Below are 25088 nucleotides of genomic sequence, written 5' to 3' on the forward strand. Positions count from 1 at the left end.
TTTTTTTACTCATATACATCCCCCTTTATCCTTTTACTTCTAAACTATTTATCTGCTATTTGAAATATGCATTAATAAAATAACCAATCATTATTACAGCAAATCCTAAAAGTATCATCCACAGCCAACTTGGTATGTACAATACAATTATAAATATTCCAAGCGAAATTATAATATATCCAATTGAATAATTCAGTTTTTTATTTAATATTCTAACTTTTTTATAAATTTTATTCCACATAAAAATCTGCTCCTTTCTTTCAATATTTTATTCGAAAGGAGCGGATTTTGTGCTAATCTTTAGATTTTATCACAAGCAAATAACCACTATTTATCTTTATCTTAATCTTCCTATCTGTAAATACATTGCTAATCCCATAAGGCATTTCTAAAGACATATCCTGACCAGATAAAGGATAAAATAACCCTTCGGTGTAAATCCCTCTAACGTCTGCACTATACGGAATCAATGAAACTACATCACCTGATTTACCTTCCAATTCGATAAAGTCATCAATGAGATAGACTTCATTTTTTTCGTTCAAAATTTTCCCCTTTATTTTTCTATTAAGAAGGTACAATAAAAGCGACAAATTTGCTAATGAATGATCAAATCTACTTCCTATCGTCGCTAAATACACAATCTCATTAGCGCCTATCTCTATAGCCTTTATCGTTGCAAGTTGACTATCCGTCTCGTCTTTCATAGTAGGATGTTTTTCAATGATTACACCTTGTTGCAAATAATAATCTATAATTTTATCATCTGCTGAATCCAAATCACCGACAATGTAATTTGGCATTATACCTAATTTGTAAGCTATATTAGCACCACCATCCGCACAGATTACCACGTCACATTCATCGATTGCTTTTTTAAAATAGTTGGAATCTTTAAATTCTCCATTTGAAATAATACAAACCTTCATTTTAGTGCTGCCTCTCTAAGCTTTTTTAAATTTTCACCAGGATCCCCATTGGCAAATATGAACGAACCAGCCACAATCACATCAGCTCCAGCTAAAACTACATCCTTTATATTATCAATATTAATACCTCCATCAACTTCTATCTTAAAATTCAATCCCCTTTCATTTCTAATTGATGCTAATTCGCGAATCTTTTCATACATGCCATTTATGAATACTTGCCCTCCAAAACCGGGGTTTACAGTCATAATCAACACCATATCAACTGATGACAATACATATCTTAATGTATCTAAAGATGTAGCAGGGTTTAGTGCCACACTTGCATTTATGCCCATTGACTTTATCAATTGGAGAGTTCTATCTAAATGTACACATGCTTCCTGATGTACCGTTATATTTTTGGCTCCAGCATCGACAAATTCTTTTATGTATTTGTCAGGCTCTTCTATCATTAAATGAACGTCAAATGGAATCTCGGTTTTGCCTTTTAAGGCATTTAACACCAATGGTCCAATCGTTATATTAGGAACAAAATGCCCATCCATAATATCTATATGCAAATACTCGGGTTTCTCTGTTTCAACTTTTTGTATATCTGATAACAAATTTCCAAAGTCAGCTGATAAAATCGACGGAGAAATTTCCATTACTAATATCTCCTCCTTCTGTTCGCTTTTAGTTCATTATATAAACTTATATAATTTGCGTATCGTGTTCTATCAATCAGCCCATTCGCGATAGCACTTTTAACTCCACAATCAGGTTCATTAATATGTAAGCACGAATTAAATCTACATTCTGATTCAAAGACTTGAAAATCTTTATAAAATCTTTTGAGATTTTTTTCATCAATATCCAGATTTAGCGAAGTAAAGCCAGGTGTATCTAAAACATATCCACCATCAATAGGTATTAGCTCTACATTTCTTGTCGTATGCTTTCCTCTATTAAGCTTTTCACTTAAATCTCCAATCTCTTGCCTTTCATGTCCATGAATACAATTTATCAAAGAAGATTTTCCTACGCCAGATGGACCTGTAAAAAAAGAAGTTTTACCTTTTAGAATTGTTTTCAACTTATCAATTCCAATGTTATCGTATTTGGAAGTAGTAATCACTTCATACCCTAATTTTTTATATGTATTGTATATTGGCATGTATTCATCTTCATTAACTAGATCAACCTTATTTATGCAGATGATGGGATTTATCTCGTTTACTTCAGTTAATATTATCATTTTATCAAGCTGCAATCTGTTTAAATCAGGACTAACTATCGAAAAAGTAATTATTGCTTGATCTACATTTGACACAGGTGGCCTTACTAATTGGTTTTTCCTGTCATGTATATTCACTATAAAGCCATCTTTTAAATTTTGTGATTCGACATCAACATAGTCTCCAACAATAGGTATAATATTGGAAATTCTAAATTTGCCACGAGCACGGCATTCTATGGTGCCATGCTCGGTGGAAACATAGTAAAAACCTCCAATGCCTTTAATAATTCGTCCTACTAATACCACTAAAATTTCGCCCCCATTGTTTCGTAAACATTGCCGTTTATATCAACTTCAATAATAACATTGCCTTTACCAGCAACTGGTACTGTTATTGGACTGTCTGCATAGGTATACGTATTTGAATACTGCAATGTCTTATTGCCATCTTGTATAACATAAACATCAACTTTCATAGGACCTTCTTGATTAGGCAAGTTAATTGTAATTTCTTTTGTCTTATATCCTTGCGGCAGTTGAGTTTGCGTCTGTTGTTGCTGCTGTGTCTGTGTTGATTGGCTCACAATCAAATCAATAGATTTACCCTTTTGAATGCTGGTACCCTGAGGTATGCTTTGAGAGATCACAAAATTATCAGGCACGCTGTCGCTTGGTTGTGTAGTTACATTTCCAACCTTAAGTCCTACATCTTCCAAAGCTTTTGTCGCATCATCAAGCGACATGTTCTGGACATTGGGAACTGTAACCATTTGTGGTCCTTTGCTTACATAAACATCAACAACAGTATTGTATTCAACTTGCACACCTTGCCTTGGATTTTGATCATACACGTAACCATTTGGATAACTATCATTGTAGTCCCAAATTAAATTTGCATTTAGCCCACTATTTTTTAATTTCAACTGAGCATCTCTGTACTCACTGCCTATGACATTAGGAACAACGGAATTCTGTTTCCCTTTGCTGACTACTACGTTAACAGTAGAACCTTTCTTTACAGTCTCTCCTGCCGGTGGATCTTGTGACAAAATAGTGTTGGTCGGAGCATCGCTGTATTGACTGTCTGAAATATTTAACTTCAAATTGTTATTTTCCAATACTGTAGTTGCTTTGTCCAATGTTTGGCCTTTTATATCAGGTACTTTCACTTCTGATGCAGTAGCCATATTGTTTAAAAAATACATAGTACCGTAAGACAGTGAAGCCATAAGTGCTAAAATCAATATTGCAATCCCTATATTTCTTAAAATTTTTCTACCTTTTCTTTGGCTCGGTAATTTTGAATCCTTGATCTTCTCGTTAATTTCTTCCGCCTTCATGACCCTCGTAACATTGTTGTCAGTTAAATCGCCTATGATCAATTTATCTGGATCGCTTATAAACGTATCAATATCTTTTAAAAGTTCGGCTGCACTTTTATATCTGTAGTTTATATCTTTCTCAGTGGCCTTTAACACTATCTTGTCAAGTTTATAAGGTACTCGAGGATTCAACTTTGATGGTGGCACTATGTTTTCCTGTATATGCTTTAAAGCAACTGATATGGGACTTTCACCTTCAAAAGGAACTTTACCAGTCAGCATCTCATACATGACAATTCCAAGCGAGTATATGTCAGTCTTTTCGTCTATTATAGCGCCTTTCGCCTGTTCTGGCGAAAAATAGTAAGCTGTGCCAAGGACATCTCCTCCACCATACGTTATTGTAGAACCATTAGATGCTCTTGCAATGCCAAAATCTGTCACTTTTACAATGTTGTCATCTGTAACCAATATATTTTGCGGCTTAATATCTCTGTGAACAATATGATTTTTATGAGCGTGTTCCAACGCTCTACATACTTGCCTTGCTATATCCAAGGATTTCGATATGGGCAAAGGTCCATTCGTTTCCTTAATTAATTGTTTTAAAGTTTTCCCATTGACATATTCCATTACAATATAGTATATATCTCCTTCTTGTCCAACATCGTATATGCTGACGATATTAGGATGAGAAAGGCTTGCTGCCGCTTGTGATTCTCTTTTAAACCTTCTTACAAATTCTTCGTCCGATACAAACTCCGATCGCAATATTTTTATAGCAACAATTCTATTCAAAAGATGGCATTTTGCCTTATATACCTTTGCCATACCACCTTCGCCTATCTTTTCCAGTATCTCATATCGATTTCCAAGCATTTTACCAACCATATAGTCACACCTCCTTTACCGCCACAATAGTAATATTGTCAAAGCCACCATTTTGTTTTGCCATTTTAATCAGATTATCGCAAGCCTTATCTATGCTTTCAGAACTATTAAATTCCTTTAAAATTAAATCGTCTGTAAGCATATTTGTCAATCCGTCTGTGCACAGCAAAAATACGTCATTTTCGAAAACTTCGCCAGTAAATATATCTACCTCTATTTCATCATCGATGCCAAGTGCCCTTGTTATAATGTTTTTCTGTGGATGATTTCTTGCTTCTTCGTGTGTTATTCTGCCTAATTTAACTAATTCTTCCACATAAGAATGATCTTCAGTAATTTGAATAAGTTTATCGCCTCTTATTAAATATGCTCTGCTATCACCTATGTGCCCAATAAAAAATTTCCTATTTTCTATCAAAAGAAGAGTTAGCGTTGTTCCCATCCCTGTAAGGTCTATATTCGAAAAAGATTTATTAAAAACGTGAGAGTTTGCACTTCTAACCGCATCCTCAATGAATTTCTTTATTGAATCATCATTTTTATTACAACTACTATAATTGCTAAAAAAATACTTTGTAATGACCTCTATTGCGTATCTGCTTGCAACTTCACCGCCATTACATCCACCCATGCCATCAGCTACAATAAAAAGTTTTATTTTTTCATCTGTAGAAATAAAATATGAATCTTCATTGTTTTCTCTTACATTACCTTTATCAGTAAGTGCATATACTAACATCTAAATCATTTCACCCTTCCAGCTAAATATTTCCTTCTTAATTGACCGCAAGCTGCATCGATGTCACTGCCAAGTTCGCGCCTCACTGTACATGTAATGCCACTCCTCTCAAGCACATTCTTAAAAGCCATTATCTTCTCGTTATCAGCCTTTTCATAGCCAATCTCACTGACGTAATTCACGGGTATTAAATTTACATGACATAAAAGCCCTTTTAAGAGATTGGACAGTTTTAAGCTCATATCATAGCTGTCATTTACACTTTTTATAAGCGAGTATTCAAAAGTTATCCTTCTATGAGTTTTGTCTATATAGTACCTACATGCATCAATTAAATCTTTTATAGGATAAACCTTATTTATGGGCATTAACTGTGAACGCAAATCATCAGTAGGTGCATGTAATGAGATAGACAAGTTAACTCCTAAGCCTTCATCTGCAAATTTGTAAATTTTAGGTACAATTCCGCATGTGGAGATAGTAATATGTCTAACACCTATGCCCATGCCAAATGGATTATTGACAATTTTTATAAATTTCATAACTTCATCATAATTATCAAACGGTTCACCGCTGCCCATCAATACTATATTGGAGATCTTACCATAATCTTTATTCATTATAAGGACTTCGTCTACCATTTCAGATGCTTTTAAATTTCTGACTTTACCGCCAATCCCTGATGCACAAAATGAACATCTCATATTACATCCCACTTGAGTAGATATACAAGATGTATTGCCAAAGCTATACTTTATCGCTACGCCTTCAACAATATTTTCATCATCCAACAAAAAGAGATACTTAGCTGTTCCATCTTCACTTGATACGACTTTTTTTGCAATTTGCAAATTAGAAATGAAGGCCATATTTTTCAACTTTTGCCTTAAATCTTTCTTTATGTCAGTCATGTCATCAAAATTGGTAATTCCTCTATAAATCCAGCGAAAAACCTGTTTTGCTCTGTACTTTGTTTCACCAATGTCAAGAAAAAACTTTTCAAGTTCATCAATAGTCATGTTTTTTAAATCTATCAATTAAAACGCCTCCAAAATTTCATACAGATATTATATCACAAATTTAATTATTTCTCTTCAATTTACATATAAAAAAGCCGTCTGTATTATTAATGTTTGGCAGCAATTGCAGGTAGCCTTTATTGTCTACTTGTGATGCTAATTTATCAGGAAGAAGAGGTCTTATGTCAGAAATCTCGAAATTCTTATTTTCACCCAAAAATCTATCAATAATATTCATATTTTCTTCTCTTCCAATAGTACACGTGCTGTACAATATATATCCGCCCTTTTTGACGTATTTGGAGCTGGAGCTAAGTATGTTGTATTGAATGTTATTAAGCTTTTTAATATCTTCATCCGTATAGTTCTTTAATTTTATATCCGGCTTTTTCCTTATAATTCCTATTCCAGTGCATGGAACGTCAGCCAATACCTTGTCTGCCTTTTCTATATATTTTTCATTTATCTTGGTTGAATCAAATACATACGCATCCACATTGTTTACGCCTAATCTTTTGCAATTCATCCTTATTAAATCAATTTTATGCTCATGAATATCAAATGCAATAACTTTCCCTTTATTGTTCATTAATTGAGATATATGTGTAGTTTTCCCACCCGGTGCACTACATACGTCTATTATAAGATCGTCTGGATTAGGCGATAAAACTTTAGATATGATCATAGCACCTTCATCTTGGATCTGCATAAAGCCATTTTTGTAAATTTCATCACCTGCAATATTTTTTAAATCAATATAATAAGCATCATCTACATACGATCCCTTTTTAAAATTCAATCCTTTGTCAATCAATATTTTTTCAAAATCCTTACTTCCTATTTTTAAAGTGTTAAGCCTTATGGATATCTGCGGCTTTTCATTTAATGACTTTAATATATCCTCAGTCGCAGCTTTATCATAATTATTTAAAAGTCTTTTTACAATCCATTCAGGATATGAATATTTAAATGCAAGATATTCAACAACATTTTTGTCAGATCTTAAGATATCAATTTTTGCAGAATTGCGCGCATAATTGCGAAGCACAGCATTAACAAATTTAGAAGCATGTATTCCCGCATACTCCTTAGCAAGATTTACAGCTTCACTAATAGCCGCATATTGAGGCACCTTATCCATATAAATTATTTGATACAACCCCATCTCGAGTATTATCAATATTTTGTTGTCTATCTTCTTGCTGCCTTTCGACGAACAATGGTCGATTATTTGATCTAAAGTCTGTTTTCTCTCTATTGTACCAAAAACTATTTCTTTAATGAAACTTTTGTCTATATCTCTCAACTCATTGTTATTAAGATACTTGTTTAATACAATATTTGAATATCCTTTTTTTATAATTATATCGTACAAAATTTTAAAAGCAGTATTTCTTTGATTCATTAAAACACCTCTAAAATTTTAATAAATAAGGGATAGAAATTAATCTCTCCTATCCCTTAAAATTATCAATCTAATAAGATTCATAATAGAAGCAAACGCAGCGGCAACATACGTTAAAGCAGCTGCATTAAGAACCTGCCTTGCTGGATAAAGTTCATCTCTCATGAAAAGCCCACCAGATTCGAGAAGTCTTATTGCTCTATTGCTTGCATTAAGTTCTACTGGCAATGTTATTATTTGAAACAAAACAACCGCTGAAAAGAGTATTATACCTATATCTATCAATTGTGTATATCCAAACAAAAAACCCATCAACAAAAGCGGCCACGAAATTGTCGTACCGATATTTGCCACAGGTACGATTGCATTTCTCAATTTAAGAGGAATGTATCCATTAGCATGCTGTATAGCATGCCCTGTTTCATGTGCCGCAACGCCTATAGCTGCTATAGAATCACTGCTATAAACGGCTTGAGAAAGCCTTAGCACTCTGCTTCTTGGATCATAATGATCTGTAAGGTTTCCTGGTATCATCTCAATGCTAACATCATATAGCCCCGCATCATTTAGCAATTTCCTCGCCACTTCATAAGCTCTGTATCCATACCTGTTTCTTACATTTGAATACCTGTTAAACGTGCTTTGTACTTTAAATTGAGCATACATTGCAAGTAAAATTGCAGGTAACAGCAATATATAAGTAGGATCATAAAACCAAAACATAAATCCTATCCTCCATTCGTAAAATTGATAATCGCTTTTTCGACTTCATCTAAATCTACTTTTGTGTTGAAGCAAGGGCCATACGGTCTTATATTTATTATACCATAAACGGGTATTTTTTTCACATCTAGTATTCCACTTGTTAAGTCTCTTTCACATGCAATAGCAATGATGGCTTTTGGCTTAGTGTCCATGACAGCTTTTCTCGCTAAAGTACCTCCAGTTGCAATTGCAATTTTCACACCATACTTTTCTTTTAATTTAACTAACTCGCCGACTTGGCATTTGCCACATCTCCGGCAATTGTCAATGTCATTGGTAACTTTAAATTTGCACTCATTAAATTGTATACAATGTGGCATCAATATCAATAGCTCTTCAGGCAAATACTTGTTTTTTCTTAACCTTACTAAAAAATTATTCACATTTGTAAATGACTGTTGAATCTTTTCCTTCTTTAAACCAAGTATATCACCTAATATCTCCAAAAACGGATATGCCATATCTATCAACAATAATAACGCTTTATTTAAGGCTTTATTGTTTTTCCTTCTATAAACCAAGTATAAAAATCCAATAACTGTAAAAATCAAAATAATAGTAATTACAGAAAAAAGCAATATTACAAATCCTATTAAAAAATTGTACAAAATCGAACTCTTGCTTCTCACAATATAAAAAAGAAAAAAGATACCTGATGACATTAACACTATTAATATGCTCAATAATCCTAAAAAAACACGCTTTTCCCCATTCAAATTGTTATCCCCTCTAATTGCTCACCCTTTTTTATTAAGTGTCCCCTTAAATAGTCTTCAACATTCATCTTTCTCGTGCCTTCACCTTGAATTTCTATTACTTTCAACGCTTCTTTACCACATTTTATTATCAAAGTATCATCTGATTCGATAATTGTACCAGGTTTTTCATCACCAGAATAATGGTATACATCGGCAGACCAAATTTTTAACATGCTGCCATTATAGTACGTATACGCACCAGGCCATGGCCTTAATCCTCTAATGAGATTTCTTATTTCTATGGCATCTTTTTCCCAATTTATAAGCCCCATCGATTTTTCAAGCATTGGAGCATACGTCGCTTTGCTATCATCTTGTTTTAAACTCATTAAAGTACCATTGCACATCATGTTTATAGCATCTATTAAAACATCTCCGCCTAATATCGCTAATTTATCATGTATCGTCTCAGCATTATCTTCTTCTAATATTGGTATTGACTTTTGCAATAAAATGTCACCAGTGTCTAATCCTTTTTCCATATACATTATAGTAATGCCTGTCTCTTTTTCACCGTTTATCACAGCCCAATTTATGGGTGCAGCTCCTCTGTATTTTGGAAGCAAAGATGCATGAACATTTACACACCCAAATTTTGGGATTTTTAAAATTTCTTCTGGAAGAATTTTACCATATGCAGCTACAACTATTAATTCAGGCTTTAATCTCCTTATTTTTTCAAATACTTCTTCATTATTCTTTAATTTAAGAGGCTGATAGACTTCTATGCCATGTTTTATAGCAAATTCTTTTACGGGTGGAAAAGATAACTTTTTGCCTCTGCCTTTAGGTTTATCTGGTTGTGTTATAGCTAACATCACGTTGTGGCCAAATTCAACCAATTTTTTTAGTGAAGGTACAGCAAATTCAGGTGTACCCATAAACACAATGTTCAAATCACTCCGCCTCCATTTTTTCTTCCTCGTCATTTATTATTCTAATCGCTTTATTTACAAACAATATTCCATTCAAATGATCAATTTCATGTGACAACGCTCTGGCTAAAAAGTCTTCTCCTTCAAGTTCTTTATATTCTCCAGTTCTGTCTTGATACCTTACTCTCACCTTTTTAGGCCGTTTGACTTCTCCTGTCACGTTAGGAACGCTTAGACATCCTTCTTTTCCTATTTGTTCGCCTTCTTCTAATATTATTTCTGGATTTATCAATTCTATCAAACCATCTCCAACATCCACTACCACCAGTCTTCTTAAGATACCAATCTGGTTTGCAGCAAGTCCGACGCCATCAGCATTATACATAGTTTCAGCCATGTCATCCAAAATCATAATAACATGATCATCTATTTTATCAACGTATTTTGCCTTTTTATACAGTATAGGATCTCCAATTTTCCTAATATACCTTAATGCCATATAAATCCTCCTTAAATTAGATTAAATTAAGCGGGTCCAAATCATACGATAGTTTGATGCCTTTCATAAAATTATGGTTATTTAAAGCATCACATATATCTTCCAAAACACTTCTTTTAACTGATTTTACAATAATCTGCCACCTATAATTGTTTTTTATCCTTTCGATAGGAGCAGATGACGGACCTAATACTTTATTATAACTCTTTATTTCATTTTTGTTAATAGTTTTAATAATCAAATTATGTACCAATGCGGCACTAGATATCACATTATTTTTCTCTGGCCCTGATATCAATATATTTAATAAATGTGTAAAAGGAGGATACATGTATGTTTCTCTATAATGTATTTCTTCATTGAAAAAAGCCTCATAATCTTGATTTTTTGCAGCTATTATGCTATAGTTATCATCTTCATATGTCTGAATTATTACTCTTCCCGGCTTTTCTCCTCTGCCAGCCCTTCCAGCTACCTGTGTTAAAAGCTGAAAAGTCCTTTCACCCGACCTAAAATCAGGTATATTCAGCGTTATATCTGCCAAAATAACTCCTACCAACGTTACATTTGGTATGTCAAAACCCTTTGATATCATTTGCGTACCTATCAATATGTCTGCATTTCCGCTTCTAAATTCATTAAAAATTTTTTCATGAGCTCCTTTTGTTTTAGTAGTATCAATATCCATTCTTAAAACTCTACTTTTAGGAAATAATCGCTTAACTTCCTTTTCTACGCGCTCCGTTCCAATGCCTAAATATCTAATTCGCTTACTTCCGCATTTAGGACACGTACGAACTGTATTGATGTTGTATCCGCAATAATGGCACTTTAGCTTTCCATCATCTGCATGATATGTAAGTGATATATCACAATTCGGGCACTCAGGAACATACCCGCAATCCCTGCACACTACAAATGAAGAAAATCCCCTTCTGTTTAAAAACAAAATAGTCTGTTCACCTTTAATCAAATTTTTTTTAATTTCATAATAAAGTTTTCTACTAAATATCGAATTATTGCCGTCTGCCAATTCCCGACTCATATTGACAATTTCGACTTCAGGTAAATTAACCCTTATTCTATTGTTTAATCTTAAAAGTCTATACTCTTTATTGAGAGCTTTATAGTACGTTTCTACCTGAGGTGTTGCAGACCCCAGCAGCAAAATAGCTTTCTCTATCTCGCATCTTTTTTCCGCAACTTCTTTTACATTGTACTTTGGTTTAAAATCAGATTGTTTATAAGTGGTTTCATGTTCTTCATCTATTATTATTAACCCTAAATTAGAAAATGGTGCAAATACTGCGTTTCTAACACCAACGACAATTTTTACATCGCCATTTACAATTTTTCTCCATTCGTCAAATCTTTCTCCATCTGATAATCCACTATGCAAAACAGCAACTAAATTGCCAAACCTTGAAACAAATCTTTCGATAGTCTGAGGCGTTAAAGATATCTCTGGCACCAGGACAATCGCTTCTTTCCCTAATTCGATGCATTTCTCAATAAGTTGAAGATAAACTTCTGTCTTTCCACTTCCAGTAACGCCAAACAAAAGATACTTCTCAAAAATATTTTTTCCAATGATTTTTTTTACTTCGCTTATAACTTGCTCCTGTTCTTTAGTGGGAATATGCTTTTTGGTTCTATTACAATCTGTCGCTTTAAACCTATTTATCTCCTTATAATCTACTGATACAATCCCTTTTTTAAACAAACTGTTTACAGTTGAATAACTTACATTTAAGTCTTTTACTAGATCTGATAACGCAACCAAATCGTTTTTCTTTAAATAATTTATAATCTCAAGTTGTTTTGGAGTAATTTTACAATCATCAACAAAGCCATTATTAAGCCTAACTGTCTTTACCTTTTTTATGCCGCTTTTTGTCCCTGATGGAATAATGCACTGCAAGCTTTCAGAAATATTGCATTTATAGTAGTCTTTCATCCAAAGGGCTAAGTCTAACAATTTGTCATCAAACAATGTAATATCATTCACAACATCAACTATCGGCTTTACCTTATCTATTGGTACATCTGTTTTTTCTGATAAATTTATAACGTAACCTTCTACTTTACTTCTATTTACAGGCACTAAAACTTTAGTACCTATCTTTATGTCGTTTATACCATCTGGCACAATATAAGTTAAAATCCTATCGATATTTCGTGAATACTCACTTAAAACAACATCAGCAAACATAAATACCCCCATAAAAAAAAGCCGCTTTTAGGCTATCTAATAAAAAGATTTTTTATCTCATCAAGTATTACGTGGGCTACATCGGTTTTGCTCATTAAAGGATACTCTTTTACGCTCATATTCTTGTCTATTATGCTAACTATGTTTGTATCACCTGAAAATCCAGCCCCTTCTCTTAAAACATCATTAGCTACAATCAAATCCAAATTTTTCTTTATAATCTTATCTTTGGCACTTTCTATCAGATTTTCAGTTTCTGCGGCAAAACCGACTAAAAAAGTATTGCCTTTTTCTTTTCCAAACTCATATAAAATATCTGGATTTCTGACTAACTTCAATACAAGATCATCGTCATTTTTCTTTATTTTGTTAGTTTCATATATCTCCGGCCGATAATCAGCAACAGCGGCAGCTCCAATAAAAATATCAACTTTACCTTTAAATTTCATAACTTCATTGTACATCTCAAGAGCAGTATTTACGTGTATAATTTCAATATCGATTGGATCATCTATATTTGTAGGACCTGAAATCAATATAACATTAGCTCCTCTAGATTTTGCAGCCTTTGCAATTTCAAAACCCATTTTCCCAGAAGAACGATTTGTAATATACCTTACTGGATCAACTGGTTCAACTGTAGGTCCTGCAGTAACTAAAATGGTAATACCATCATAATCATTTTTTTCCATCCTTAATAATTCCAATATTTTTTTCTCGATATCATCAATTTTTGCTAGTTTGCCTTTGCCAAATGTACCACAGGCTAATCTTCCATCTTCAGGCTCTATTATAAAATATCCAATAGACTTAAGCTTATTTAAATTTTCTTGGAATAACATGTTTTGATACATATTTGTATTCATTGCAGGGGCAATAACAACTTTCGCATTAGTAGCCATTATAGTGGTTGTAAGCATATCATCCGCTATACCATTGGCTATTTTACCTATGATATTTGCCGTAGCAGGAACGATAGCAAACACGTCTGCCTTTTCTGCCAATGCTATATGTTCTATTTCCCAAAACTTGGGGCTTTCAAACATATCAACGATCACTTTATTGTGTGTTAGTGATTCAAACGTCAATGGTGAAATAAATTTTGTGGCAGACTCTGTCATTATCACATCAACATTTATATTATTTTTAACAAGCCTTGAAACCAAATCTGCTGATTTATATGCAGCGATACCTCCAGTAACACCAATGACCACATTTTTCTTATAAGACATTAAAACACCTTCTACTTCAAACCAAATTTTTGCCTTTCAAATGTTATAAGTCCTTCATTTATTTCTTCAGTAGCAATTGTCACAGGTTTTTTTGAATCAGTCTCTACAAGACTCGGTTCACCGCTTATTATCTGTCTTGCACGCTTTGAAACCAAAGCACACAAAGTGTATTTACTGTCAATTTTATTCATTAAGTCTACTATCGATGGATATAAAATCATTTAGCATCTCTCCTTTATTTCAAGATATAATCCCTTATTTCTATCAACTCTACATTTTTCAGCTTTTATAATCGCAAGGATTTTATCAACAGCTAAATCAACATCATCATTTATCACCACATAATTATATCTGGAGACGAAATTTATTTCTTCATAAGCACTTTTAAACCTCTTTAAAATCTCCTCTTCAGTTTCTGTTCCTCTCTTTTTTATTCTATTCTTAAGCTCTTCCATAGACGGTGGCAAAATAAACACAAATACACCCTCTGGATATTTGTCCTTAACTTTTAAAGCACCTTGAATGTCAATTTCTAAAATTACATCATGACCTTCATCGATATTTTTTTGTACAAATTCTTTCGGTGTACCATAATAATTATCATACACCTTTGCCCATTCCAAAAGCATGTTACTTTCTATAAGAGTTTTAAACTTTTCAACTGTAGTGAAAAAATAATTTTCGCCGTCAACTTCTCCATTGCGAGGTTTTCTCGTAGTCATTGATATGCTTAATTTAAGATTTTCATCTTTCTTTAAAAGTGCTTTGCAAACCGTTCCTTTTCCAGCACCTGACGGACCAGATATTACAATCAATAAACCCTTATTGTACAATAACATCATTCCCCTTAATCTTCAGATTCTTCTTCAATAATTTCCTCGTCAATTATGTCTTTTGAATTAAGTCTATTTGCAACAGTCTCTGGTTGAACTGCTGATAATATTATGTGGTCACTGTCTGTTATTATAACAGCTCTAGTTCTTCTACCATATGTAGCATCAATAAGCATACCTCTGTCCCGCGCCTCTTGTATAATTCTTTTTATAGGAGCAGACTCAGGACTAACAATGGCTACTAATCTGTTTGCCGAAATAATATTGCCAAATCCTATGTTTATTAGTTTGATGGCCATAATAATTATCCTCCTACTCTATATTTTGTACTTGCTCCCTTATTTTTTCAATCTGATCTTTCAATTCTATGACTCCATTTATTATGATAAGATCTGTTGACTTTGAACCAATTGTATTTGCTTCTCTGTTCATCTCCTGCGTCAAGAAATCTAATTTCTTTCCTACAGGCATAGAACTATCCAGCGAAAACCTAAATTGGCTTATATGACTTCTAAGCCTTGTTATCTCTTCTGAAATGCTCGTCTTATCAGCCATTACTGCCACTTCAGTTAAAAACCTGTTCTGATCAAGTTCACCACCAATAAGCTCATTTATACGGGTTTCAAGTTTTTTCTTATACTCATTTATAACGGCAGGCCCTCTTTCCTCTATCTTATCAATTATACCACTTAGCATGTCCAATCTATTTATTATATCGTCTTTTAATTTTATACCTTCTAAAACCCTCATGTCAATTAAATTTTTAATGCTCATATCTAATGCTTTTTCTACGACAGTCCAAACGTTGTCTATGTCTACATTAACGCTTTTCACATCTATTATTCCCGGTATTGATAGAATATCGCTCAATTTTATGTCATCCGTAAGATTAACACTTTTTTTCAAGTCATGAATTATATTTATGTATTGGTTTAAAAGATCGTAATTTAACTCAAGAGAATCAAGACTTTTTTCATAAGCCTCAAGAGAAATATTTATCTCTACTCTACCTCTTTTAATGCTTTCTCCAATTTTTAGCCTTATCCTATCCTCTAACCCACTTAAAACTTTCGGAAGTTTTACCGACAAATCCAAAAACCGGTGGTTTAAACTTTTTATTTCAGTTAAAACGTGAAAGCCATTTTCGTTTGCTTCACCTCTGCCAAAACCAGTCATGCTTTTTATCATCTTATCACCCATCAATATTATAATCAACATTATTTCCTTCTAAACAATATCTATATCACCAGTAAAAACTTTTTCGGCTTTACCTGTTAAATAAATATTGTTATCAGATGTCCATTCAATATACAAATCTCCTCTTTTAAAATGAACATAAACATCCCTCTTTGTCCTATCTGTTAATGCAGAAGCCACAGCTGAAGCGCAAGCACCCGTACCGCAAGCAAGAGTCAAGCCTGCACCTCTTTCCCAAGTTCTCACCGTAATATTATTTTTATCTTCAACTTTGACAAAATCAACATTTGTTCCACGTGGAAATATATGTAATTTTTCGATTAACGGTCCTACATTCACAATCATATTTTCGTCAATAGAATCAACAAAAATAACAGTATGCGGTACGCCAATTAGTAACGATGTCACAGTATAAGCTCTTCCATCTATTTTTATCGTTTCTTCTATAAATTGATTTTTATCTGTTTTTACTGGAATTAAATCAGGCCTAAAAATAGGATTGCCCATGTAAACTCTTACTTTATCCACATTATCATTTTCAAATATTAATTCTGGCATTACAATGCCAGACAATGTCTCAACTGACATTTTTCCTTTTGAAACTATACCATTTTCATAGACATATTTTGCAAAACAGCGCGCTCCATTCCCACACATTTCTGCTTCACTGCCATCCGAATTGATTATTCTCATCTTAATATCTGCTATTCCAGATGGCTCCACTATCAAAAGACCATCTCCACCTATGCCAAAATGTCTATCACATAATTTTCTCGCTAACACGTCATACTCTAACTCTTTGTTTTCTAAATTTTCTAAGACTATAAAATCATTACCTAATCCAGTCATCTTTGTAAACTTCATAACTTTTTCACTCCTTACAACAAATAACGCATATATATTATAACATAAATTTATAAAAAACTGGTTATATAATTTGCTCAATCATATCATCACTGCTTTATTTGTAATAAATTCATGCCGTGATATACTATTAAGTAGAATTGCATTTAGAAAGGAATGTTCAACATGGCTTTGGATGGCATAACACTATATGGAATAGTCAATGAACTAAAAAGCACATTGCTTGATGGAAAAATAGATAAGATATATCAACCTGAAAAAGACGAAATCATAATCTTTATCAGAAATAACGGCAAAAATTATAAATTGCTTTTATCAGCAAATGCAAACTTCCCAAGAGTATATTTAACAGATGAAAATAAAGAAAATCCAATTACTCCTCCTATGTTTTGCATGTTACTTCGAAAGTATTTGCAAGGTGGAAAAATTATAGATATATACCAAAGGGGATTCGATAGAATTTTATTCATTGATGTTTTAAGTCGTGATGAATTAGAAAAAGAGGTCATAAAAACATTAGTGATAGAAATAATGGGGCGATACAGCAATATTATATTAATAGATAAAGAGAGTAGAATAATAATCGATAGCATTAAACGAGTATACAAAGATATGAGCAAAATACGTGAAATAGTCCCCGATGTGAAATATGAGATGCCGCCATTGCAAGATAAATTTACAATTCAAAATTTTAGAAAAGAAGATTTATCAAGAGAATTAAAATTGAAAAATGGCAAAAAAGTTGATAAGGCCATTTTAGAACTTTTTGAAGGATTTAGCCCCGTTTTATCAAGGGAAATCGCATATAGAAGTCAAGTCGATGATAGATACATAAATGAGCTTTCAGAAGACGATATAGAGAATTTGAATTATAATTTAAATTTATTGAAAAGCCATTTAGAAAATTCAAATTTTAAACCATGTATCGCTTATGTTGACGATAATCCTTATGAATTTTCCATCATTGAGCTTACACAGTATGAAAATTTAGTTTTCTATAAAAGTGTTAATGAAGCCGCATTAAAGTTTTATAGAGAAAAAGCGAATGCAGAAAGTTTAAAATCTCGTTCTCATGATTTGAAAAAGCTTATTCAAACACATCTAGAGAGATTATATAATAAGCTTGAAAAACAATTAGATGAATTGAAAAATGCTGAAAATGCAGATATATACAAACTATATGGCGAGCTCATAACAAGTAATTTGTATAAACTTAACAAAAAAACAGATGCATTTAAAACAATAAATTATTATACTGGTGAAGAAATAACAATACCACTAGATATAAAATATACACCAAATGAAAATGCCCAAATGTATTTTAAAAAATATGCTAAATTAAAAAATGCAGTAGAATTTCTTACAAAGCAAATAGAAGAAACAAAAAAAGAAATAGAATATCTAGAAGGACAACTTTTAAATGTTGAGCAGTGTACATTGCCATCAGAAATCGACGAAATAAGAGAAGAATTAGCAGATACAGGATACATAAAAAAGAAAAATAAAGACAAAAAACAAAAGAAAAGTATATCAAAACCTCTACACTATATATCTTCAGATAATTTTGATATCTATGTTGGAAAAAATAATGTACAAAATGATTACCTTACAATGAAATTTGCAGATATAAACGACATGTGGCTACACACAAAGAATATTCCTGGCTCACATGTCATAATCAAAAGCAAAGGCACTAAGATACCTGATAGCACTATTCTAGAAGCAGCAAAACTGGCAGCATTACATAGTAAAGCAAAAAATTCATCAAACGTACCAGTTGATTACACATTAAGAAAGTACGTCAAAAAAACAGCTGGGTCAAAACCGGGTTTCGTAATCTACACTAATCAAAAAACATTATATGTAACACCTGACAATAAGTAGGCTTTCCCCTACTTATTTGATTTTAATGGAACATCAAAAATAGATTTATAAACTCTTCTATTATTCTCCAGCTTGCTTTCCATAAGATATATATTTGATACTACAAAGTAATCAGAATCTAATTTATATAGATTGTTTATTTCTTCTATGCTCTTTTTCAAAATAATATCTCTTGCAACAGTGATATGCGTTTTAAATTTTCTATCATCTTTTTTAAATCCTGCCTTAGATAATTCTGTTTCGATGGCATCATGTAATAATATAAGGTTATTGTCATTTTTAACATCCACCCATAGTACTCTTATATTATCTTTTCCTTCGAAACAACCAATTTTATTTAATCTAATGTAAAAGGGCTTAAAATTCGACGAAATATTATTTATTGTCTCTCTGATTTTACTAACTTGCTCTTCATTTATTTCGCCAAAAAACTTAAGAGTTATATGTAAGTTATCTTTATTTGTCCATCTTCCTTTTATTGTATATTTCTTTAACTCCTCTTGTAAATTATTAATTTCATTTATAATATTCTCACTTAATTTTATAGCTAAAAACGCTCTCATATTTCCTCCATTATGTATTATTTCTATTATTTCCCTGGAAATTATGCTCTAAAAATTCGCTTTTTATAATCCCCATTATCCATTCGTTTATATATCGACCATGTTTATATACAACTTCTCGCAGCAATCCTTCTTTTTTAAAACCACATTTTTCATAACATTTTATTGCTCTCTCATTAAAATCATACACTTTTAATTCCACTCTATGCAAATTTAATTCATTAAATATAAAATCTAATAATGTCACTAATGCCTCTGTACCTAGACCTCTGTTTCTATACTTCTCCTCACCTATCATTATCGCAATTTCACAATGCCTATTTTTCCAATCCACATTGCCATATGAAATATTACCTATATATTCTTTAGTTTCATTATAAATAATTGCAAATTCACCCGATTCATGATGATTAGCCTTTTTACTAAGCCATTCTGAAACTGAACCTTCTGTCACAGGATATGGTATACCAGGCATCAAAAAATTTCTACTGTCTTCACTATTGCGAAATTCTACAAATTTCTTAATATATTTAGGCTCAAATGGTACAAGTTCAACATTTTTACTTTTTAACATTCTTTCACTTCCTTTCTTATAATTTTAACGCTTATTATACCATAAAAAACAAAAAAGAGATAGTCTATTTAAAACAGACTACCTCTTTTATAAATTTTTACCGGCAGCGACCTACTCTCCCGAGTAATCAGTACCATCGGCGCTGGAGGGCTTCACTTCCGTGTTCGGTATGGGAACGGGTTTTTAACCTCCGCTATTGCCACCGGAAATCTTTCGTTCATTTTTCTTAAATGAACTTTGAATACTGCACAATGCTAAAGGTCAAGTCCTCGACTTATTAGTACCGGTCAGCTGAAAGTATTTCTACTCTTACACCTCCGGCCTATCTACCTCGTCTTCTTCAAGGTGTCTTACTCTGGCACTCAACTCTACCTACTGTAATCTATTTTATTCCCTAACATTTGTACATAGTGCTTTTTCCCTTCAGTAAGTATAGTTGAGTGCCAGATGGGAAATCTTATCTTGAGGTGGGTTTCACGCTTAGATGCTTTCAGCGTTTATCCCTTCCAAACTTGGCTACCCAGCTGTGCAAATGGCTTTGCAACTGGTACACCATCGGTTTGTCCACCCCGGTCCTCTCGTACTAAGGGCAGATCCTCTCAAATTTCCTGCGCCCGCGACGGATAGGGACCGAACTGTCTCACGACGTTCTGAACCCAGCTCGCGTACCGCTTTAATGGGCGAACAGCCCAACCCTTGGGACCTACTTCAGCCCCAGGATGCGATGAGCCGACATCGAGGTGCCAAACCTCCCCGTCGATGTGGACTCTTGGGGGAGATCAGCCTGTTATCCCCAGGGTAGCTTTTATCCGTTGAGCGACGGCAATCCCATTCTCTACCGCCGGATCACTAAGCCCGACTTTCGTCCCTGCTCGAATTGTCTTTCTCGCAGTTAGGCTACCTTCTGCCTTTGCACTCTTTCGCGCGATTTCCTTCCGCGCTGAGGTAACCTTTGGACGCCTCCGTTACTTTTTAGGAGGCGACCGCCCCAGTCAAACTGCCCGCCTGTCAGTGTCCATATGCCGGTTTACGGCTCCTATGTTAGAATTTCGGTAATATCAGGGTGGTATCCCAACGTTGGCTCCATATAGGCTGGCGCCCATATTTCTCTGCCTCCCACCTATTCTGTACAGATATTACTAAAATTCAGTGACAAGCTGCAGTAAAGCTCCATGGGGTCTTTCTGTCCTGTCGCGGGTAACTCGCATCTTCACGAGTACTACAATTTCACCGGGTCCCCCTTCAAGACAGCGCCCAAGTCGTTACGCCTTTCGTGCAGGTCGGAACTTACCCGACAAGGAATTTCGCTACCTTAGGACCGTTATAGTTACGGCCGCCGTTTACTGGGGCTTAAGTTCAGAGCTTTGGATTTCCTCCTGACCCTTCCCCTTAACCTTCCAGCACCGGGCAGGCGTCAGCTCCTATACTTCGTCTTTCGACTTAGCAGAAACCTGTGTTTTTGGTAAACAGTCGCTTGGGCCTCTTCTCTGCGGCCTTTCGGCACTCCTTCTCCCGAAGTTACGGAGTCTTTTTGCCGAGTTCCTTAATGAGGGTTCTCCCGCTCGTCTTTGGATTCTCTCCTCGCCTACCTGTGTCGGTTTATGGTACGGGCACCTTATCCTCGATAGCAACTTTTCTTGGCAGCCCCTTCGAAACTTCGCCTTTCGGCTCCCCTTCACAGCTCTTATGAGCTTTGGTACTTCACTCAAAGCTCTTTTCGTCGCTGCTTGGACGTGCTCTACCAACCGCACGCTTTTCTTATCTCGCTGCGTCCTTGCTTCTCTTTTGACGGATTTCGGTGGTACCGGATTTATTACCGGTTCTCCATCGCCTACGCTTTCGCCTCGGCTTAGGTCCCGACTTACCCTGGGCGGATTATCCTTCCCCAGGAATCCTTAGGCTTTCGACGGTAAGGTTTCTCGCCTTACTCTCGTTACTTATACCGGCATTCTCTCTACTGTACTGTCCAGATTCGCTTTCGCTTGTCCTTCGTCCTGTACAGTACGCTCCCCTACCATTCTTTCTTTAGAATCCGTAGCTTCGGTGGCATGTTTTAGCCCCGTTTATTTTCGGCGCGGGATTTCTCGACCAGTGAGCTATTACGCACTCTTTGAATGTATGGCTGCTTCTAAGCCAACATCCTGGTTGTCTTGGAAATCCTACTTCCTTTTCCACTTAACATGCTCTTTGGGACCTTAGCTGTCGGTCTGGGCTCTTTCCCTTTTGACCACGGATCTTATCACTCGTAGTCTGACTCCCAGGGTCTCAATATGGCATTCGGAGTTTGATAGGGTTCGGTAACCTCTTTGGCCCCTAGTCCATTCAGTGCTCTACCTCCATATTTCCTTCCCCCTGAGGCTAGCCCTAAAGCTATTTCGGGGAGAACCAGCTATCTCCGAGCTCGATTGGAATTTCTCCGCTACCCACAATTCATCCCATGACTTTTCAACGTCAACGTGGTTCGGGCCTCCACCAGATCTTACTCCGGCTTCACCCTGATCATGGGTAGGTCGCACGGTTTCGGGTCTATGATATGCAACTTTCGCCCTTTTAAGACTCGCTTTCGCTTCGGCTCCGCTTTCGCTTAACCTCGCTGCATATCTATAACTCGCCGGTCCGTTCTACAAAAAGTACGTGGTCGTCCGGCTCTCAACTGGACACGCTAGTTCTTTTTTCTTCTCTCTAACATGTTCAGTTGAGTGCCGGACTTCCACTGCTTGTGGACATATGGTTTCAGGTTCTCTTTCACTCCCCTCCCGGGGTTCTTTTCACCTTTCCCTCACGGTACTATGCGCTATCGGTCACTTAGGAGTATTTAGCCTTGGGAGATGGTCCTCCCGTCTTCCCACCGGGTTGCCTATCCTGTGGTACTCTGGATCCCACTCGGTATTTGAAGCTTTCGCCTACAGGGCTTTCACCTTCTTTGGCCTGCCTTCCCAGGTCTGTTCGGCTTCGCTTTTTTATACCTTCTTGTGGTCCTAAACCCCCGGCACTCAATTAGAACTGCTATTTCTCTATTTTTGCTTTTTTAACAATTCTAATTGAGTGCCGGGTTTGGGCTCTTTCCTTTTCGCTCGCCACTACTCAGGAAATCGACTTTTTCTTTCTTTTCCTCGCGCTACTTAGATGTTTCAGTTCACGCGGTGTCCCTTCCTCATGGCTATGTGTTCACCATGGGATGCTTAAGTATTACCTTAAGCGGGTTTCCCCATTCGGAGATCTCCGGATCTGCGTCTGCTTGCGACTCCCCGGAGCGTTTCGCCGCTTGCTGCGTCCTTCTTCGGCTCTAAGTGCCTGGGCATCCACCATACGCCCTTTCTAACTTGACCTATTGTTTCCTCGTTTTTTCTTCGTTACCCATATTTGCATTGTGCAGTTTTCAAGGTTCACTTCTCTGAGGGCTTAAACCCTCAAAACTGAACAGTGAGATATCGTATTTATTTTATCGCTCACATAGGCTCCGTGTTCTATGTGTCTTCGATTCTTTTCGCTCGTTTCGCTAACGGCACTTAACTACGTCCTGTCGTAGTGCCTCTCGCGTGGTCCTTCACGCTCGCACGCTTCACTCGCTTCATTCATCGGACACATTTACGAACACTCCGCTATATGTTCGCTCTTAAAATAAATACTCTTTCTTTTCTTTATTGTAGGATTGCTCCTTAGAAAGGAGGTGATCCAGCCGCACCTTCCGATACGGCTACCTTGTTACGACTTCACCCCAATCATTTACCCCACCTTCGGCAGCTCCTTCCTTGCGGTTAGGTCACTGACTTCGGGTGTTGTAAACTCTCGTGGTGTGACGGGCGGTGTGTACAAGGCCCGGGAACGTATTCACCGCGGCATGCTGATCCGCGATTACTAGCAACTCCGTCTTCATGCAGGCGGGTTGCAGCCTGCAATCTGAACTGGGACCTGTTTTCTGGGATTCGCTCCGGATCGCTCCTTCGCTGCCCTCTGTTCAGGCCATTGTAGCACGTGTGTAGCCCAGGGCATAAAGGGCATGATGATTTGACGTCATCCCCGCCTTCCTCCGTGTTATCCACGGCAGTCTCGGTAGAGTCCCCGTCTTTACGCTGGTAACTACCAACAGGGGTTGCGCTCGTTGCGGGACTTAACCCAACATCTCACGACACGAGCTGACGACAACCATGCACCACCTGTCTCACAGCTCCTCTTTCGAGGCACTCCGGTATTTCTACCGGATTCTGTGGATGTCAAGCCCTGGTAAGGTTCTTCGCGTTGCTTCGAATTAAACCACATGCTCCGCTGCTTGTGCGGGCCCCCGTCAATTCCTTTGAGTTTCAACCTTGCGGCCGTACTCCCCAGGCGGGATACTTATTGCGTTAACTCCGGCACGGATTATACTAACCCACACCTAGTATCCATCGTTTACGGCGTGGACTACCAGGGTATCTAATCCTGTTTGCTCCCCACGCTTTCGCACCTCAGCGTCAGTTCAAGTCCAGAGAGCCGCTTTCGCCACTGGTATTCTTCCTGATCTCTACGCATTTCACCGCTACACCAGGAATTCCGCTCTCCTCTCCTTGACTCAAGCTATTTAGTTTCAGATGCATACCCTCGGTTGAGCCCAGGTTTTTCACATCTGACTTTTATAGCCGCCTACGTGCTCTTTACGCCCAGTAATTCCGGACAACGCTCGCCCCCTACGTATTACCGCGGCTGCTGGCACGTAGTTAGCCGGGGCTTTCGTATGGTACCGTCATTATCTTCCCATACTATTGAGCTTTACGACCCGAAGGCCTTCTTCGCTCACGCGGCGTCGCTGTGTCAGGGTTTCCCCCATTGCACAATATTCCCCACTGCTGCCTCCCGTAGGAGTCTGGACCGTGTCTCAGTTCCAGTGTGGCCGTTCACCCTCTCAGGCCGGCTACCCATCGTCGCCTTGGTGGGCTTTTACCCCGCCAACTAGCTAATGGGACGCGGACTCATCCTATAGCGGATTTCTCCTTTCTTCAAGCAATGATGCCATTACTTGACATTATCCGGTATTAGCACCCCTTTCGGGGTGTTATCCCAGTCTACAGGGTAGATTGTCCACGCGTTACTCACCCGTCCGCCGCTATCCGGCACTCAACTCCGCGTTTACTCTTATTTCTCTCTTTTTCTGCTTTCTTTTCTCTTTGCTGTCTTTTTTTCTGTAAGCGCTTAGTTGAGTGCCGGATCGCTCGACTTGCATGTGTTAGGCACGCCGCCAGCGTTCGTCCTGAGCCAGGATCAAACTCTCATGTTTATATCCTTTGCTCGCATATCTCACTGTTCGGTTTTCAAGGTTCATTTCCCTCGC

General features: G+C 36.3%; 22 protein-coding genes and 3 rRNA genes. 1 reads left to right on the top strand and 24 read right to left on the bottom strand.

The window, feature by feature from the left end:
• Nucleotides 1–55: 55 nt before the first annotated feature.
• The 19 genes from THEXY_RS07060 to dapF all read right to left on the bottom strand — a co-directional run bounded on the left by THEXY_RS07060 (nucleotide 56) and on the right by dapF (nucleotide 16762).
• On the bottom strand, nucleotides 56–241 hold the full coding sequence (locus THEXY_RS07060; RefSeq protein WP_013788155.1) for a hypothetical protein: 186 nt from the start codon (nucleotides 239–241) through the stop codon (nucleotides 56–58).
• Between the two features lie 52 nt (nucleotides 242–293).
• Nucleotides 294–929, bottom strand: coding sequence for a thiamine diphosphokinase (locus THEXY_RS07065; protein WP_013788156.1), 636 nt, complete (start codon nucleotides 927–929; stop codon nucleotides 294–296).
• Nucleotides 926–1579 (bottom strand): ribulose-phosphate 3-epimerase, encoded by a 654-nt coding sequence (gene rpe, locus THEXY_RS07070; protein ID WP_013788157.1) that lies wholly within the window; start codon nucleotides 1577–1579, stop codon nucleotides 926–928. The genes THEXY_RS07065 and rpe overlap by 4 nt, the downstream gene beginning before the upstream one ends.
• A gap of 2 nt (nucleotides 1580–1581) precedes the next feature.
• Complete coding sequence (gene rsgA, locus THEXY_RS07075) at nucleotides 1582–2457, bottom strand: ribosome small subunit-dependent GTPase A (protein WP_013788158.1); 876 nt, start codon at nucleotides 2455–2457, stop codon at nucleotides 1582–1584.
• Nucleotides 2457–4364 carry a Stk1 family PASTA domain-containing Ser/Thr kinase gene (pknB, locus tag THEXY_RS07080; protein ID WP_013788159.1) on the bottom strand — a complete coding sequence of 636 codons (1908 nt, stop codon included), beginning with the start codon at nucleotides 4362–4364 and terminating at the stop codon, nucleotides 2457–2459. The genes rsgA and pknB overlap by 1 nt, the downstream gene beginning before the upstream one ends.
• A gap of 4 nt (nucleotides 4365–4368) precedes the next feature.
• Nucleotides 4369–5103 carry a Stp1/IreP family PP2C-type Ser/Thr phosphatase gene (locus THEXY_RS07085; protein ID WP_013788160.1) on the bottom strand — a complete coding sequence of 245 codons (735 nt, stop codon included), beginning with the start codon at nucleotides 5101–5103 and terminating at the stop codon, nucleotides 4369–4371.
• Between the two features lie 5 nt (nucleotides 5104–5108).
• The gene (gene rlmN, locus THEXY_RS07090) at nucleotides 5109–6140 is read right to left on the bottom strand and encodes a dual-specificity RNA methyltransferase RlmN (RefSeq protein WP_013788161.1); all 1032 of its coding nucleotides are present in this window, start codon (nucleotides 6138–6140) and stop codon (nucleotides 5109–5111) included.
• Nucleotides 6141–6183: 43 nt separating this feature from the next.
• The gene (gene rsmB / locus THEXY_RS07095; protein WP_013788162.1) at nucleotides 6184–7527 is read right to left on the bottom strand and encodes a 16S rRNA (cytosine(967)-C(5))-methyltransferase RsmB; all 1344 of its coding nucleotides are present in this window, start codon (nucleotides 7525–7527) and stop codon (nucleotides 6184–6186) included.
• 39 nt (nucleotides 7528–7566) lie between these two features.
• Nucleotides 7567–8250 carry a zinc metallopeptidase gene (locus tag THEXY_RS07100; RefSeq protein WP_013788163.1) on the bottom strand — a complete coding sequence of 228 codons (684 nt, stop codon included), beginning with the start codon at nucleotides 8248–8250 and terminating at the stop codon, nucleotides 7567–7569.
• Between the two features lie 5 nt (nucleotides 8251–8255).
• The gene (locus THEXY_RS07105) at nucleotides 8256–8900 is read right to left on the bottom strand and encodes a DUF116 domain-containing protein (protein ID WP_230197563.1); all 645 of its coding nucleotides are present in this window, start codon (nucleotides 8898–8900) and stop codon (nucleotides 8256–8258) included.
• A 104-nt stretch (nucleotides 8901–9004) separates the two neighbouring features.
• On the bottom strand, nucleotides 9005–9946 hold the full coding sequence (fmt, locus tag THEXY_RS07110) for a methionyl-tRNA formyltransferase (RefSeq protein ID WP_013788165.1): 942 nt from the start codon (nucleotides 9944–9946) through the stop codon (nucleotides 9005–9007).
• 1 nt (nucleotide 9947) lies between these two features.
• Nucleotides 9948–10424 carry a peptide deformylase gene (def, locus tag THEXY_RS07115; RefSeq protein ID WP_013788166.1) on the bottom strand — a complete coding sequence of 159 codons (477 nt, stop codon included), beginning with the start codon at nucleotides 10422–10424 and terminating at the stop codon, nucleotides 9948–9950.
• A 16-nt stretch (nucleotides 10425–10440) separates the two neighbouring features.
• Nucleotides 10441–12636, bottom strand: a complete 2196-nt coding sequence (gene priA, locus THEXY_RS07120) for a primosomal protein N' (protein WP_013788167.1) — start codon at nucleotides 12634–12636, stop codon at nucleotides 10441–10443.
• Between the two features lie 32 nt (nucleotides 12637–12668).
• Nucleotides 12669–13868 carry a bifunctional phosphopantothenoylcysteine decarboxylase/phosphopantothenate--cysteine ligase CoaBC gene (coaBC, locus tag THEXY_RS07125; protein WP_013788168.1) on the bottom strand — a complete coding sequence of 400 codons (1200 nt, stop codon included), beginning with the start codon at nucleotides 13866–13868 and terminating at the stop codon, nucleotides 12669–12671.
• Nucleotides 13869–13879: 11 nt separating this feature from the next.
• Nucleotides 13880–14089 carry a DNA-directed RNA polymerase subunit omega gene (gene rpoZ / locus THEXY_RS07130; RefSeq protein WP_013788169.1) on the bottom strand — a complete coding sequence of 70 codons (210 nt, stop codon included), beginning with the start codon at nucleotides 14087–14089 and terminating at the stop codon, nucleotides 13880–13882.
• Nucleotides 14090–14707, bottom strand: a complete 618-nt coding sequence (gmk, locus tag THEXY_RS07135; RefSeq protein WP_013788170.1) for a guanylate kinase — start codon at nucleotides 14705–14707, stop codon at nucleotides 14090–14092.
• 8 nt (nucleotides 14708–14715) lie between these two features.
• Nucleotides 14716–15000: an extracellular matrix/biofilm regulator RemA gene (remA, locus tag THEXY_RS07140; RefSeq protein ID WP_013788171.1), complete on the bottom strand. Its 285-nt coding sequence runs from the start codon at nucleotides 14998–15000 to the stop codon at nucleotides 14716–14718.
• A gap of 13 nt (nucleotides 15001–15013) precedes the next feature.
• Complete coding sequence (locus THEXY_RS07145; RefSeq protein WP_013788172.1) at nucleotides 15014–15919, bottom strand: YicC/YloC family endoribonuclease; 906 nt, start codon at nucleotides 15917–15919, stop codon at nucleotides 15014–15016.
• Nucleotides 15920–15928: 9 nt separating this feature from the next.
• Nucleotides 15929–16762, bottom strand: a complete 834-nt coding sequence (gene dapF, locus THEXY_RS07150) for a diaminopimelate epimerase (protein WP_013788173.1) — start codon at nucleotides 16760–16762, stop codon at nucleotides 15929–15931.
• A 165-nt stretch (nucleotides 16763–16927) separates the two neighbouring features.
• On the opposite strand from dapF, the gene THEXY_RS07155 reads away from it, so the two are divergent.
• Entirely contained in the window at nucleotides 16928–18646 is a 1719-nt protein-coding gene (locus tag THEXY_RS07155; RefSeq protein ID WP_013788174.1) for an Rqc2 family fibronectin-binding protein, read from the top strand.
• A gap of 8 nt (nucleotides 18647–18654) precedes the next feature.
• Here the strand turns inward: THEXY_RS07155 and thpR are convergent, their stop codons facing one another.
• The 5 genes from thpR to THEXY_RS07180 all read right to left on the bottom strand — a co-directional run bounded on the left by thpR (nucleotide 18655) and on the right by THEXY_RS07180 (nucleotide 25034).
• Nucleotides 18655–19209, bottom strand: a complete 555-nt coding sequence (gene thpR, locus THEXY_RS07160) for an RNA 2',3'-cyclic phosphodiesterase (protein ID WP_013788175.1) — start codon at nucleotides 19207–19209, stop codon at nucleotides 18655–18657.
• A gap of 10 nt (nucleotides 19210–19219) precedes the next feature.
• Nucleotides 19220–19783 (bottom strand): GNAT family N-acetyltransferase, encoded by a 564-nt coding sequence (locus tag THEXY_RS07165; protein WP_013788176.1) that lies wholly within the window; start codon nucleotides 19781–19783, stop codon nucleotides 19220–19222.
• Between the two features lie 98 nt (nucleotides 19784–19881).
• A 5S ribosomal RNA gene (rrf, locus tag THEXY_RS07170) occupies nucleotides 19882–19990 on the bottom strand.
• 50 nt (nucleotides 19991–20040) lie between these two features.
• Nucleotides 20041–23112 (bottom strand): 23S ribosomal RNA (locus THEXY_RS07175).
• Nucleotides 23113–23446: 334 nt separating this feature from the next.
• Nucleotides 23447–25034 (bottom strand): 16S ribosomal RNA (locus tag THEXY_RS07180).
• Together the 16S, 23S and 5S rRNA genes form the textbook arrangement of a ribosomal RNA operon.
• Between the last annotated feature and the right edge of the window lie 54 nt (nucleotides 25035–25088).

The sequence above is a fragment of the Thermoanaerobacterium xylanolyticum LX-11 genome, from assembly GCF_000189775.2.
Lineage (GTDB): Bacteria > Bacillota > Thermoanaerobacteria > Thermoanaerobacterales > Thermoanaerobacteraceae > Thermoanaerobacterium > Thermoanaerobacterium thermosulfurigenes.

Coding starts and splice junctions, on each gene's coding strand:
- remA (WP_013788171.1), bottom strand. CDS start 15,000: ATGGCCATCAAACTAATAAACATAGGATTTGGCAATATTATTTCGGCA.
- rpoZ (WP_013788169.1), bottom strand. CDS start 14,089: ATGATTTTATATCCATCGATAGTAGACTTAATGAATAAAATTGACAGT.
- THEXY_RS07065 (WP_013788156.1), bottom strand. CDS start 929: ATGAAGGTTTGTATTATTTCAAATGGAGAATTTAAAGATTCCAACTAT.
- dapF (WP_013788173.1), bottom strand. CDS start 16,762: ATGAAGTTTACAAAGATGACTGGATTAGGTAATGATTTTATAGTCTTA.
- def (WP_013788166.1), bottom strand. CDS start 10,424: ATGGCATTAAGGTATATTAGGAAAATTGGAGATCCTATACTGTATAAA.
- THEXY_RS07165 (WP_013788176.1), bottom strand. CDS start 19,783: ATGTTAAAAAGTAAAAATGTTGAACTTGTACCATTTGAGCCTAAATAT.
- gmk (WP_013788170.1), bottom strand. CDS start 14,707: ATGTTATTGTACAATAAGGGTTTATTGATTGTAATATCTGGTCCGTCA.
- rpe (WP_013788157.1), bottom strand. CDS start 1,579: ATGGAAATTTCTCCGTCGATTTTATCAGCTGACTTTGGAAATTTGTTA.
- thpR (WP_013788175.1), bottom strand. CDS start 19,209: ATGAGAGCGTTTTTAGCTATAAAATTAAGTGAGAATATTATAAATGAA.
- rsmB (WP_013788162.1), bottom strand. CDS start 7,527: ATGAATCAAAGAAATACTGCTTTTAAAATTTTGTACGATATAATTATA.
- THEXY_RS07100 (WP_013788163.1), bottom strand. CDS start 8,250: ATGTTTTGGTTTTATGATCCTACTTATATATTGCTGTTACCTGCAATT.
- pknB (WP_013788159.1), bottom strand. CDS start 4,364: ATGGTTGGTAAAATGCTTGGAAATCGATATGAGATACTGGAAAAGATA.
- THEXY_RS07085 (WP_013788160.1), bottom strand. CDS start 5,103: ATGTTAGTATATGCACTTACTGATAAAGGTAATGTAAGAGAAAACAAT.
- priA (WP_013788167.1), bottom strand. CDS start 12,636: ATGTTTGCTGATGTTGTTTTAAGTGAGTATTCACGAAATATCGATAGG.
- THEXY_RS07155 (WP_013788174.1), top strand. CDS start 16,928: ATGGCTTTGGATGGCATAACACTATATGGAATAGTCAATGAACTAAAA.
- coaBC (WP_013788168.1), bottom strand. CDS start 13,868: ATGTCTTATAAGAAAAATGTGGTCATTGGTGTTACTGGAGGTATCGCT.
- THEXY_RS07060 (WP_013788155.1), bottom strand. CDS start 241: ATGTGGAATAAAATTTATAAAAAAGTTAGAATATTAAATAAAAAACTG.
- THEXY_RS07145 (WP_013788172.1), bottom strand. CDS start 15,919: ATGTTGATTATAATATTGATGGGTGATAAGATGATAAAAAGCATGACT.